Origin of the sequence: Chryseobacterium barbadense, from assembly GCF_042849955.1 — a bacterium.
Classification (GTDB): Bacteria; Bacteroidota; Bacteroidia; order Flavobacteriales; family Weeksellaceae; genus Chryseobacterium.
In genome coordinates this window covers 1-12,657 of sequence record NZ_BAAFHL010000061.1, presented here as the reverse complement: position 1 = coordinate 12,657, position 12,657 = coordinate 1, and the positions used below count along the sequence as shown (strand labels likewise).

Annotated in this window: 11 protein-coding genes; 6 read left to right on the top strand and 5 right to left on the bottom strand. The window is 38.9% G+C overall.

The annotated features are described in order from the left end of the window. From ACGHIN_RS14805 to ACGHIN_RS14795, 3 genes are all read right to left on the bottom strand, one after another. Positions 1–1,456 (bottom strand): pyridoxal phosphate-dependent decarboxylase family protein (locus tag ACGHIN_RS14805; RefSeq protein WP_390455151.1); only part of this gene is annotated, 1,456 nt, incomplete at its 3' end. Positions 1,457–1,774: 318 nt separating this feature from the next. Next, positions 1,775–4,003: a TonB-dependent receptor gene (locus ACGHIN_RS14800; protein ID WP_390455148.1), complete on the bottom strand. Its 2,229-nt coding sequence runs from the start codon at positions 4,001–4,003 to the stop codon at positions 1,775–1,777. Positions 4,004–4,347: 344 nt separating this feature from the next. Next, complete coding sequence (locus ACGHIN_RS14795) at positions 4,348–5,340, bottom strand: SDR family oxidoreductase (protein ID WP_390455145.1); 993 nt, start codon at positions 5,338–5,340, stop codon at positions 4,348–4,350. Positions 5,341–5,513: 173 nt separating this feature from the next. Between ACGHIN_RS14795 and ACGHIN_RS14790 the strand changes: the two genes are divergently transcribed. Next, positions 5,514–6,122: a hypothetical protein gene (locus ACGHIN_RS14790; RefSeq protein WP_390455142.1), complete on the top strand. Its 609-nt coding sequence runs from the start codon at positions 5,514–5,516 to the stop codon at positions 6,120–6,122. Positions 6,123–6,154: 32 nt separating this feature from the next. Here ACGHIN_RS14790 and ACGHIN_RS14785 read toward each other — a convergent pair whose 3' ends face one another. Further along, a complete protein-coding gene (locus ACGHIN_RS14785) occupies positions 6,155–7,423 on the bottom strand; it encodes an NAD(P)/FAD-dependent oxidoreductase (RefSeq protein WP_390455139.1) in 1,269 nt (422 codons plus the stop codon). A 119-nt stretch (positions 7,424–7,542) separates the two neighbouring features. Between ACGHIN_RS14785 and ACGHIN_RS14780 the strand changes: the two genes are divergently transcribed. Beyond that, positions 7,543–8,532: an aldo/keto reductase gene (locus ACGHIN_RS14780; protein ID WP_390455136.1), complete on the top strand. Its 990-nt coding sequence runs from the start codon at positions 7,543–7,545 to the stop codon at positions 8,530–8,532. Positions 8,533–8,578: 46 nt separating this feature from the next. Here the strand turns inward: ACGHIN_RS14780 and ACGHIN_RS14775 are convergent, their stop codons facing one another. Beyond that, positions 8,579–9,148, bottom strand: a complete 570-nt coding sequence (locus ACGHIN_RS14775; protein ID WP_390455133.1) for a YciE/YciF ferroxidase family protein — start codon at positions 9,146–9,148, stop codon at positions 8,579–8,581. Positions 9,149–9,320: 172 nt separating this feature from the next. Between ACGHIN_RS14775 and ACGHIN_RS14770 the strand changes: the two genes are divergently transcribed. The 4 genes from ACGHIN_RS14770 to ACGHIN_RS14755 all read left to right on the top strand — a co-directional run. Beyond that, a complete protein-coding gene (locus tag ACGHIN_RS14770) occupies positions 9,321–9,737 on the top strand; it encodes an RrF2 family transcriptional regulator (RefSeq protein ID WP_390455130.1) in 417 nt (138 codons plus the stop codon). 84 nt (positions 9,738–9,821) lie between these two features. Beyond that, positions 9,822–10,535, top strand: a complete 714-nt coding sequence (locus ACGHIN_RS14765; protein ID WP_390455127.1) for a phosphoadenylyl-sulfate reductase — start codon at positions 9,822–9,824, stop codon at positions 10,533–10,535. A 10-nt stretch (positions 10,536–10,545) separates the two neighbouring features. Continuing rightward, positions 10,546–11,454 (top strand): sulfate adenylyltransferase subunit CysD, encoded by a 909-nt coding sequence (gene cysD, locus ACGHIN_RS14760; RefSeq protein WP_390455124.1) that lies wholly within the window; start codon positions 10,546–10,548, stop codon positions 11,452–11,454. A gap of 90 nt (positions 11,455–11,544) precedes the next feature. After that, a partial coding sequence (locus tag ACGHIN_RS14755; protein ID WP_390455122.1) for a sulfate adenylyltransferase subunit 1 occupies positions 11,545–12,657 on the top strand: 1,113 nt, incomplete at its 3' end.

Sequence of the window (12,657 nt, the reverse complement as noted above, 5' to 3'; positions counted from 1 at the left end):
CTTCGATGGTGGTTAACGGATTCAGGATGGTGAATTTCAAATAAAACTGTCCGTTTACTTTAGTTCCCGCTACCAAAGCGTTTCCATGTTTATAGAGTTGTGATTTGATGTAGGTATTGATTCGGTTTAAATCGAATGTTTTAAATGGATCAGCGGAATAGCGGAATACCAAAGCGGATATATCGGAACGGTTCAGGAGTTCAAAATGCGGATCATTTTCAAGTAGAGTAGCAGCTTCACGGGCGGTATGAATGATTTTTTCAATATAATTTCCTAACCCTTTTTTACCGATAATTCGCAGGGTGAACCAAAGCTTCAAAGCATCAAATCTCCTGGTTGTCTGAATAGACTTATTCACCTGGTTCGGGATTTCATCTTCTTCATGATCTTTCGGATTAAGGTAATCTGCGTAATGGGTAATCAGCTTAAAATAACTTTTGTCTTTCACAAGAAAACCGCTGCTGCTCACCGGCTGGAAAAATGATTTGTGATAATCCACCGTTACAGAATCCGCATATTCAATTCCTTTAATTAGATAACGATAACGATCCGTTAAAAGCAATGCACATCCATACGCTGCATCCACATGGAACCAAAGACTGTATCTCTTCGCAATAGTCGCAATATTCGTCAATGGGTCTACATTTCCAAAATCTGTAGTTCCTGCTGTAGCAACTATTGCAATGGGAATATTCCCGTTTTCGATTTCCCTTCTGATGGCATCTTCGAGTAAAACACTGTTCATTCTGTAAGAACGGTCGGTTTTCACGGTTACAACAGCCTGTTCACCCAATCCTAAAATGGAAGCGCTTTTCTGGATGCTAAAATGAGCCGCTTCCGAAACAAATATCCTGAAACGATGGGCATTTTCCGGCAGTCCGTTTTTCTTGATATTATGATTGAAATATTTAATAGAGAAATAATCCCTTGCTAAAAGCATTCCCATCAAATTACTCTGGGAACCGCCACTGGTAAAGATCCCATCTGAAAATCGATCGTAGCCGATTTCCTTACAGGTCCACTCAATAAGCTTTTGCTCCATTAATGTTCCCCCTGCACTTTGGTCCCATGTATCCAAAGAAGAATTAATGGAACTGATCAGCATTTCCGCCGCAATGGCCGGGATCACTACCGGACAATTGAGATGGGCAACATATTTGGGATGATGAAAGGCTATGGCATGTTGGGTATAAAGGTTTTTTACTTCTTCAAAAACGTCTTCATACTTCTGTGGAGCATCATTAAGATTGATGTTTTCAAACTGTTTTCTCAACTCTTTCGGGGAGACTCCGCTGAAAGGCTGTTTCGCTTCTTCTAAAAATGCAATGATGCTTTCCTGAGCCTGGTACACCGCATTTTGGTATTCGTGAATATTGATATCACAAAATAAATTCTCCAGATTTGGGAAAAGGAGTTCCCTTTCCGAAACCGCTTGTTCGGTAATAGCTGTGTTCATAAAATACTGGATTGATGTTTCTTTTTACTTTTTTAAATAAGCTTCTAGGTCTTTTTAATGGTTTTGCTTACCGTCAGTTCGAGTAAAATTCCGCAGGAATTTGTATCGAGAACTTTTGAGTGGAACTACCAGAATATTAAGAGAGATTCTTCGCTTCATTGCATTTCACTCAGAATGACAAGGTCTTTGTCATTTCAATGACAGGGGAAATCTTTTAATAATTCCAGTATTTTATAATCAACAACTTCTCGATACGATTTTTTCAAAATCTACTCGAAGTGACGGTTCTTTATCTACTCTTTTGCAAATAATTAAAAGTTAATAGTTTATCGTGTAACCTACAGAAAGCGTAGTTCCGCGCCCTTGATAAGCAAATGCTTTCTGAGGAGCTCCGTAGAAAAATACGGAACGCTGTCCCCAGATTGTTGTATACTGTCTGTTGAAAATATTCTGTACTCCGAAATTGATGGTTCCCTTATTCAGTTTTACATCTCCGATAAAATCAAATAAGGTATACCCGTCTATTCTCATATCAGCAAGATCGGTGTAATTCATGGAATTCTGCATCTGAAGCCTTACAGAAAATCTTTTAGCATTCCATCCTGTAAACACCATGAATTTCGATGGATTGGTTGTGTAAACGGATTGATTTTGCCAGCCTTTATCAACGGTTTCTGTTTCAGATTCCATTAGCAAAATATTTCCTCCCAATTCAAGTCCTTGCGCAAATCGATAGCCAACAGCTCCTTCAAAACCGTAATTTCTAAGCTTTTGATCCAACAAAGAGATCGTGAAAGCTACATTATCAATTTTCAAGGTTTTATCTGAAAGTGCATAGAAGAATGATCCTTGTGCATATAAACCGGGTTCCGAACCATTGTTACGTCTGAAACCTAATTCCATCTGGTCGGTTTTTATTCCGCTCAATGGCTGTTCTGCGATATTCATACTGTTTAATAGGTTCCAGTGATTATTGGTCAATTGATATTTTCCAAAACCATAAGATTTGGCGGCATCAGGAACGGCAAATCCTTGTGAGAAGCTGAACCATGTTTGCCATGAAGGGGTTATTTTATATAATAAACTTGCGTTAAGCAATGTTACATCATAATTATTTTTACCTCCTTTCACCACATCAGCAGAATTTCCGTATCCGAAATGCATATACACCTGCTCTTTAAATCCTACAAAATCATCCAGCTTTACATTGATGAATTGTTGCCTTACTCCTCCGGAAAGCGTAAGCTTTTTGGTAATATTCCAATCTGCCTGAATGAAACCAGATAGGGTAGAGGTCTTTGTATCCGGATATCTTCCTACAAAAGCATCCGTTCTATTTACCAAACCTCCGGATTCACTGCTAATTTGTGGATTGAATATCGCCTGATCTCCTGTGAAGCGCTCAAAATCCGTATCAAATCCGTAGGTGAAATTGAACGCATTCCAGTTTTTACTCAATACCACTTTTGCTCCGTAAACACTGGTATTTCCTCTTGCAGAAGAAAGGAATACCGGAAGGATAACTCCTGCAGGCGGCTTGGGAACTTCCGCAAAGGATGCCCCGAAATCTACCTCTTCTTTTCTTCCGAAAGCCTGGAGCATCAGATTCTGCCCACCTAGCACATTTCGAAGATTATATTGTAAATTCCCCATCAAACGTTCTGTGCGCGGAACAATATCTGAATCTGCACCATCCATAACATTGATCAGATCAGGATTTTTTGTTGTAAACCCTATAAAGTTCGGTCCAAAGGAAAGCCATCTTTTATTTCTTACTTTTGAATTATAATATTGTAAGTCCAAACTTAAATCCTGATTGGAACTTAATGTAGCACTAATTCCTCCCAAGATATCTATGGATCTGTTATATTGGAAATCTGCTTGTTTTACATCGGTAATAATCTGGTCACTGTTAGCATCAAATGCACCTTCATTTTGGGTAAAAGCAGCTCCTAATCTGAATTTTACGGCATCGGTTCCTCCTGAAACAGACTGAGCGATCCTTTTGTCAAGGTCATTTTTATGAAACCCTGTTTTAACTCCTGCTGTCGTTTCAAAAGCAAGTTTATTGGATGATGGCTTTTTAGTAATGATATTAATGATTCCACCGGTAGAATCTCCGCCATAAATGGAGGAAGCCCCGGAAAGCACTTCAATTTTTTCAATATTAAAAGGATCGATGGAATCCAATTGCCTGCTTGTTGCTCTCGTACTGTTCAAGGAAACTCCGTTGATCATCACCAAAACATTTCTGCCTCTCATATTTTGGGCATAATTGGTTCGTCCCTGATTTCCAAAATCGAATCCCGGAATCATATTTCCCAATACTTCTTTCAACCCGGCTCCACCCCTGATCTGGGTTTGAAGTTCTTTTTCCCCGATTATCCAGACCGTTCCCGGAATATCACTGATCTGTTTAGGAGCGCGCGAAGAAACCAGGATGACTTCGTTGATATCTCTAGTTAGAATACTGTCCTGAACCTGAGCAGAAGCATTTACGGCAAATGTGGTCAATACAATGAAAGAAAGGGCATATTGTTTTTTCATTTATTTAGAATAATTAAAAATAGATGAGCAAATATAAATCATTCTTCTATTCACCAGGCTATGACATTTATCATATAAATCAAACTTGTGTGAATTCATTATCTCATTTGGAGTCTTTAGCTAAAAGGAATTACTCAAATAATATCTCATTTGGAGAAAAATAGATGGGTTCAGGATCAGATGGTGAATTTTGAATTTCGAAATTATATTTTTTACTGATGCAAATAAAAAGGCCACCGCAAGGGTGACCTCCAAAAAAACACAAATGATGAAAAAAAATTATTCGTCTCAAAGATAATAAATAAATTATGCTTTGCATAATTTACATAAAACTTTAATACTTTTTAACTCTTTGCCCTTTCTCCTTTGTTTAAAAAATAGATCATTGCCAAAGCAGTACATATTCCGGCTGTTAATTTTATAGCACTGGGAATTCCAGGAAGCAATGTTTTGCCATCAATTCCCATATTGCCTTTGGACTGCTCCAGGACATTACCATCTGTATCATGATCTTTATTGGCAATTTTCATAACGGCCCTCATCGTAGCCGAAGAAACAGTTCTGATGATGCCGGGAGCAATTCCATATAAGTTTTTGAACATAATGGAAAACCAATCGGGATAAACTGCATCTGAAGGTTTTTTGGCAACTTTCACCATCGCAGCCGCCAATTCGCGGGGATCAAAAGAGGGTGGCGGAGTACTGAGCTTTATCCCAGAATAATTAGCCGCATGCTCTATACCGGAAGACTTCTGAAAGCCCGGATATAATGCACAAATATGAATATCAGGAAAACCGGAAACTTCCCCCTGAAGCGTTTCCACCATACCCCGGATTCCGAATTTCGAGGCGGTGTAGGCAGTTCCGTAAGGAGCAGGCATCCAGCCGCCGATGGAAATATTATTAATCAGGACTCCTTTTTTTTGTTTTTTAAAAATCGGCAGAACCGCATGAGCACCGTACATATACCCTAAAAGATTGGTCTTTACAATCTGATCCACAACTTCCACAGGAGTTTCTTCAAATTTCCCAAAAGATAAAACACCTGCATTATTGACCCAATAATCAATACGCCCATTCATTCTCAAAGCTTCATCTGCCAGATGGCTGACCTCTTCCGGAATGGAAGTATCGGTAGGGACTACAAGCACTCTTGCTCCCAATTTCCTGCATATCTGTGCCGTATCCTGTAAAGCATCTTCACCACGTGAAGCCAACACAAGATGAGCACCTTCTTTTGCAAAAGCTTCTGCTGTTGCTTTTCCTATTCCGCTGGAAGCTCCCGTAATAACCACGGTTTTTCCAAAAAGCGGTGATATGGTGTGTAGAGGTTTCATGCCTAAAAAAGTCCAAAAGTCAGACCATTTAAGGGCGGGATTAAACTTTTTTTAATTGTAAATTAAATTTACCCTACTGGTAATGAATGCATTATAGTATACCGATTATGACCTTACTCATAAAGAAACATCTGTATAAAAACTAATTTTGCTAACACCAATAAATATTCATTATGAAAGCGAAGCAGATTCCAGGAGTTCCCATCCAGAAAAGTGGGAGCTTTCACGATACAGAAAGTGAGAAGCATTTTGAAAATTCCTCTATTGCATCTGAAAAGTTCGATATTCTGAAAGAAAGATTTTTTTCTATCAATCGCTGGAAAAGCTTTACCGGTGCACCCTTAGCAGACTTTAAGCTTTTCAATTCCAATGGAAATGCTATTGAACAAATGCCCGAAATAGGAAATTTTATAAGAATAGATATTCCCGGGCCGGGAGAAACAGAATCCAGAGGGTATGACTGGGTAGAAATTGTTTATATTTCTCATCAGCATACGGAACAATCGGAAAGTTATATTTTAACCTGCAGACCTTCAAAAATTCCGGGTATCACCACCAACCCGCATATTGCTCATTTTTACTCCAATGCAGCCACTTCTACATTCATGATTCAAAAAGAAGGCCGAAAGATAAAAGCCGGAATTTACGGAAGGAATGAAAAGCCTAATCTCAATGCCCGTTTCATTGATAAAATCAGAAATATCCTGATCGCCTGGGGAGGTATGACCGGTTTTTCAAAAATCCAATGGAAAAGCCTTACAGAGGGATTATTGGATTTCTGACCTGGATATAATCAGTTCCTGTTATTATTTTATTATTCTTTACTCGTGTTCCGCTTCGGATAAAGGATTAATCGAATAGAAGGATTATTGGTAATGAATAACCGCAGCCATTCCAACGCCAGGCGGATCTTATTCCTGAAACCAACCAATGGCAATATATGGATAAACAACCATGTCAACCATGCTATAAATCCTTTGAAAGAAAATTTAGGAAGATCAACTACCGCATTGAATTTAGAAATAATGGCCATAGTCCCTTTGTTATTGTATTGAAAAGGATTCAGCACTTTTTCGTCTTCAATCCGTTTAAAATTGGTTCCAAGATTTTTGGCCTGTTGTATGGCCACCTGTGCCAATTGAGGATGTCCTTTCGGATATTCCTTGTCTGTAAGCTGAAGACAGATATCTCCTAAAGCATAAATATGATCGAGCCCCTGAACTTTATTATAGGCATCCACTAGAATTCTTCGTCCTTTATCTATACTTGTGTCCGGAAGTCCGGGAACTTCTCTTCCAATAACACCGGAAGTCCAGATCAATGTTTCTGTAGGAATCATTTTTCCGTCGGATAGTATTACTTTTCCATCCGTATAATCTTTTACGGATACATTAAGGAGGATTTTTACCCCAAGCTTTTCCAAGGTCTGATAAGCTGTTTCCTGAGCCATTCCGCTCATCGACGAAAGTAGATTGGGAAGTGCGTCAATAAGGTATAAATTTGAAAGTCCAAGCTTGATTTCCGGATATTCTTTTTCGGCAATATATCTTCCCATTTCAGCCAGCATTCCTGCCAGTTCCACACCGGTTGGGCCTCCGCCGGCGATCACAACATTCTGAAGCTTTTCAGCTGTTTTCACATCTTTATTACGGGCTGCTTCTTCAAGATTCAAGAGCATATAATTTCTTAAATAAAGGGCCTCTTCAATATTTTTCATAGGAAGCGCACACCGTTTCACATTTTCCATTCCGAAAAAGTTGGGTTCCGTACCTAAAGCCAATACCAGGTAATCATATTTTAAACTGCCCGTATCTGTTTCAATGGTTTTACTTTCGGGATTCACCTTAAGCAGACTTCCCATATGAAAATGAATATTATTATACCTGGAAATGAGCTTACGAAACGGATAACTGATATTGGAGGCCTCAATGAAGGAAGTAGCCACCTGATAAATAAGGGGTGGAAAGAAATGATAATTGTTTTTATCCACGAGAGTAACCCGGAATCTGCTGTCGTTTTTTAAGGATTTAATCAGGTTGATGCCTGCAAATCCTCCGCCTACAATGATAACGTGCTTTTTCATAGTAAATATATATTGAAGTGGTAATGAATATCCTTCAATAATAAGACCAAATCAGTCTCCATGATATGAACTCTGCATGATGTTTGCTGATTATTCATCAACCCAATCTAAATATGAATATGAAAACAGACATTTTAACAGAAAAGCACAGACTCGGATTAGGAGGTGTAGCCATTGGTACTGCCTTCGCGGATATTACGGATGAACAGGCACATGAAGTCCTGCAAAAAGCATGGGATCTCGGTATCAGATACTATGATACATCTCCATGGTACGGACTTACAAAAAGTGAACGGAGATTCGGCAAGTTTCTCCAAACCCAAAACAGAGAGGAATTTGTTTTTTCAACAAAAGTTGGAAGGCTGTTCGAAGAAGTTCCGGAATCTGAAGTTCCGCCCACTATGTGGAAAAATCCTTTGAATTTTGACTTTGAGCATAATTACACTGCCGATGCTGTCATAAAATCCATTGAAGACAGCTTACACAGAACCGGTCTTGATTATATTGATATTGTATATATTCATGATTTGTCTGAAGACCAGGTGGGAGACCGTTATCCTTATTTTCTGGACCAGGCTAAAAAAGGAGCATTCAAGGTTCTTTCCGAACTTCGCAGCCAGGGTGTCATCAAAGCCTGGGGAATGGGCGTGAATAAAATTGATCCTATTCTTGACTGTATTGAAACTGCTGATCCTGATATCTGTCTTTCAGCTACTCAGTATTCCATTTTAGAACATGAAGAAGCTGTTGACAGATTGCTTCCTGCCGTACAAAAAGCGGGAGTGAAGCTTGTTTCCGGAGCGGCATACAATTCAGGGTATATCGGTGGGAAGGAACGGTATAATTATAAGGAAATCATTCCGAAGGGAATGGCCGAAAAGCGGGACAGAATACAGAAAATTGCCCAAAAATATGATATTGATATTATCGATGCTGCCGTTCATTTTGTATTAGCAGCTGATGAATTTGTTTCCATTATTCCGGGAGCAAGCAAACCTGAACAAGTACAGGATAATGTTGATGCTCTTGAAACATTAATCCCTTCCGATTTCTGGAAAGATTTAAAATCCGAAGGATTGATTTATGAAAAGACACAAGTTCCTCAATAAAAAAAGAGACCTGATTACAGGTCTCTTTTATATATACTTACATTAGTTACATTGCTTTACTATTAAGCGCTGTATCTGCTATTTTGGTCAGCAGTTCATCACACTTTTTCTCTTCCTTCAGAGTATCCAATAAATTCTTAAGGCATTCATCTTCTTTCAGAACTTTAGCATACGCTGCAAGAGTACCGTACGTAGCAATCTCATAATGTTCTACTTTCTGGGCGGCACCTATAATACCAACGTCTCTCACTGCTCCAGGCTCAGTTTCCTCCATAATACTTTTCCCTTCATCCAGTAAACCTTGCATCGCATCACACTTCTTAGCCTGAGCTTTTTTTCCCAGTGCCGAAAAGCAGGCTTCCAGTCTTTCCACATGCATTTCCGTTTCCGTGATATGCTTGTCGATACCGGCTTTAAGCTTTTCATCCGTAGCATTTTTCAGCATTTTTGGCAAAGCTTTAAGTAATGCCTTTTCAGCCCAGTAAATATCCTTTAATGAATCTTCAAACAGATCTTTTAATTCCTTCGAAGCATTCTTTTTAGCAGGAGTCTTTGCTGCTGTTCCAGCCGGGGTTTTCTTTACAGCTGTTTTTCTGGTTGTGGTTTTCGTTTCCATAATATATAAATTTAGTGATTGATGTTATTGCCAGATAAACTGCAATTATAAGACCAACCTTGAATTTACGGATACCACATGTACCGGGTTAAACACCATAATCAACCATTATTGTTGTTCATAAAAGAAAACATTTCGGTAATCGGGGAAATTATTATAACTTGCGTCAATTATGATGTCCAAACGTTGCAAATATGCTTTAAAAGCAATGGTCAGATTAGCCCGAAACTACAATCAGGGCTTTCTGCCTACCTCGGTTATTGCAGTGGAAGAAAACATTCCGAAAAAATTTTTAGAACAGATTCTGCTTGAATTAAAAAGGGCCAAGCTTGTCAATAGTAAACAGGGAACCGCCGGTGGATATTATTTATTGAAATCACCGGATGAAGTGTCTCTGGCGGATCTCTACCGAATTTTTGACGGTCCTATTGCTTTAACGCCTTGTGTATCCCTGAATTTTTATGAACCCTGCACTGATTGTGTGGATGAAGAGACATGCTACCTTAGGAATGAACTTATTAATGTTCGTGAAAAAACCAGAAAAAGTATGATGGAAGCTACTTTAACAGCCTTTATGAAAAAAAAATGATTTTTTTTGCTTCTAAATTCTACTAATTTGATAGGATATATAGAATTAATATTTATATTTGCAATCATTAATTATAATTTAGCAATGGGAAACCATCTGAAAACAGAATTCGAAACATTGATAGGAGAGGCTTCTAAAGCTACTTCTCAAAATAATTTATTGTCCGTATTAGTTGAAAAATTCCCCAATCAGGTTATTTTTTCCACCAGCTTCAGTTATGAAGATCAGGTAGTCACTCATTTGATCAAGGATCTGGATGTAGCCATTTTTACATTAGATACCGGAAGACTTTTTGAGCAGACCTATGAAACCTGGACAGCCACAAAAGCTTTCTTTAAAAAAGACATCAAAGCTTATTATCCGGATACGGAAGAACTGCAAAAATTTGTTACGGAAAACGGACCGGATTCCTTTTACCAATCTGTAGAAAAAAGAAAGGCATGCTGCAATATCCGTAAAGTACATCCCTTGAAAAAAGCACTTCAGGGATATAGTGTATGGATCACAGGATTACGATCGGAGCATTCTCTGAACCGGCAAAATATACCGCAGTTGGAATGGGACGAAGATAATCAGATCATTAAATTTCATCCGATCCTGCACTGGACCACCCAAGAAGTAACCGAGTATGTTCAGAAACATCAGTTACCCTACAACTATCTTCATAAAAAAGGATTTGCAAGTATAGGATGTGCTCCATGTACCAGAGCGATCCAGGAAGGAGAGGATTTCAGAGCAGGCCGCTGGTGGTGGGAAGATGCCAATAAAAAAGAGTGCGGTTTACATATTCATCAATAAAACAAACAAAATGTCAACATATCAGTTCAATTATTTAGATCAATTAGAATCCGAATCTATTTACATATTAAGGGAAGTAGCGGGACAATTTGAACGCCCTGCATTGCTGTTCAGCGGGGGAAAGGACAGCATTGTTCTGGCACATTTGGCGTCCAAAGCATTCCGTTACGGAAAAATCCCTTTCACATTTGTACATATAGATACCGGTCACAACTTCCCGGAGGTATTACACTTCCGGGATAAGTTAGTGAAACAACTTGAAGTGGATTTAGTAGTCAGACAAGTTGAGGACACCATTAAAACCAGAAAGCTGACAGAACCTAAAGGAAAATTTCCAAGCAGAAACTGGTTGCAAACCTTCACATTGCTTGATACTATTGAGGAATTTGAATTCGATGCCTGCATCGGAGGAGCCCGAAGAGATGAAGAAAAAGCACGTGCCAAGGAAAGGATTTTTTCCGTTCGTGATGAATTCGGACAATGGGACCCTAAGCTTCAACGCCCGGAATTATGGAACATTTTCAATGGAAGAATTCATAAAGGAGAAAATGTGAGGGTATTTCCAATCAGTAATTGGACAGAGTTGGATATCTGGAATTATATCCGCAGAGAAGAAATAGAGCTTCCTTCCATTTACTTTTCTCATGAAAGAGAAGTGATAGACCTTAACGGACAGTGGATCGCCAATTCTCCGTTTGCAACATTAGAATCTGATGACATTATCACCACAAAAAAGATCCGTTACCGCACTGTGGGAGACATGACCTGCACCGCTGCTGTGGAATCTGATGCCGACACTATAGATAGAGTTATTGATGAAATACTGGCCACCAGGATTTCCGAGCGCGGAGAGACAAGAATCGATGACAGAGTTACAGAAGCCGCGATGGAAGACCGTAAAAAAGGAGGCTACTTTTAAATAAATGGTACAATATAATTGATAAATGACTTTGGAAATATGCAGTTGAGAATGAATTATCATTGATCAATTATCATTAATAAAAATAATATGGATATTTTAAGATTTATAACCGCAGGAAGTGTAGATGACGGGAAAAGCACCCTAATCGGCAGACTGCTTTACGATAGCAAAAGTATTTTACAGGATCAGTTAGAAGTCCTGGAAAAGCATTCTAAAAATAAAAATGAAGATGGGGTAGACCTCGCCCTTTTAACAGACGGTTTGCGTGCGGAAAGAGAGCAGGGAATTACCATTGATGTAGCATACAGGTATTTTTCAACCCCAAAAAGGAAATTCATCATTGCTGATGCTCCGGGACATGTTCAGTATACGAGGAATATGATTACCGGCGCTTCCAACTCGGATTTAATGATCATCCTGATCGATGCCCGTAAAGGAGTGATCGAGCAGACTAGAAGACATTCCATTATTGCATCATTGCTGAAACTGAAAAAAGTGGTCGTGGCCATTAACAAGATGGATATGATTGACTATTCCCAGGAAGTATATGAATCTATACAGGACGATTATTCAAAAATAGCAGAAAACCTGGGATTGAATAATGTGAGTTATTTCCCGATCTCAGCGCTTAAAGGAGACAACATTGTTTCATTATCTTCTAAGACAGATTGGTACGAAGGAAGCCCTTTACTGGAATATTTGGAGAATGTTGAGCTTAATGAAGAGTCTGATAATGGAAACCGCTTTCAAGTTCAGTATGTTATCCGCCCCCAAACGGAAGAATTGCATGATTACCGTGGATATGCAGGAAAGATCGTGAGTGGTCAATTTCAAAAAGGAGACAAAATTTTTATCCTTCCGGCAGGTCTTACCACTCAGATATCCAAAATTGAAATCAATGGAGTGGAAGTAGATGAAGCCTCCGAAGGACAGCCTGTAGTATTACATATTTCAGATGACCTTGATATCAGCAGAGGGGATTTCTTCACTACTACCGAGCAACTTCCTCATGTTGAAAAAGATGTAGAAGTTTTATTATGCTGGCTTGACCAGAAATCCCTTCAACCCGGGAATAAGTATTTGCTACAACATCACAGCAGACTCCTAAAAGCAGTAGTAAAGGAAGTAGATTATAAAATCAATGTCAATACTCTCGCACATGAAAAGGCAGAAGGAGATATCAGGCTTAATGAAATTGTA

What these genes read in the sequence shown, in the direction of transcription:
- ACGHIN_RS14800 (WP_390455148.1), bottom strand. Translation starts at nt 4,003, where the DNA reads ATGAAAAAACAATATGCCCTTTCTTTCATTGTATTGACCACATTTGCC.
- ACGHIN_RS14795 (WP_390455145.1), bottom strand. Translation starts at nt 5,340, where the DNA reads ATGAAACCTCTACACACCATATCACCGCTTTTTGGAAAAACCGTGGTT.
- ACGHIN_RS14790 (WP_390455142.1), top strand. Translation starts at nt 5,514, where the DNA reads ATGAAAGCGAAGCAGATTCCAGGAGTTCCCATCCAGAAAAGTGGGAGC.
- ACGHIN_RS14785 (WP_390455139.1), bottom strand. Translation starts at nt 7,423, where the DNA reads ATGAAAAAGCACGTTATCATTGTAGGCGGAGGATTTGCAGGCATCAAC.
- ACGHIN_RS14780 (WP_390455136.1), top strand. Translation starts at nt 7,543, where the DNA reads ATGAAAACAGACATTTTAACAGAAAAGCACAGACTCGGATTAGGAGGT.
- ACGHIN_RS14775 (WP_390455133.1), bottom strand. Translation starts at nt 9,148, where the DNA reads ATGGAAACGAAAACCACAACCAGAAAAACAGCTGTAAAGAAAACCCCG.
- ACGHIN_RS14770 (WP_390455130.1), top strand. Translation starts at nt 9,321, where the DNA reads ATGATGTCCAAACGTTGCAAATATGCTTTAAAAGCAATGGTCAGATTA.
- ACGHIN_RS14765 (WP_390455127.1), top strand. Translation starts at nt 9,822, where the DNA reads ATGGGAAACCATCTGAAAACAGAATTCGAAACATTGATAGGAGAGGCT.
- cysD (WP_390455124.1), top strand. Translation starts at nt 10,546, where the DNA reads ATGTCAACATATCAGTTCAATTATTTAGATCAATTAGAATCCGAATCT.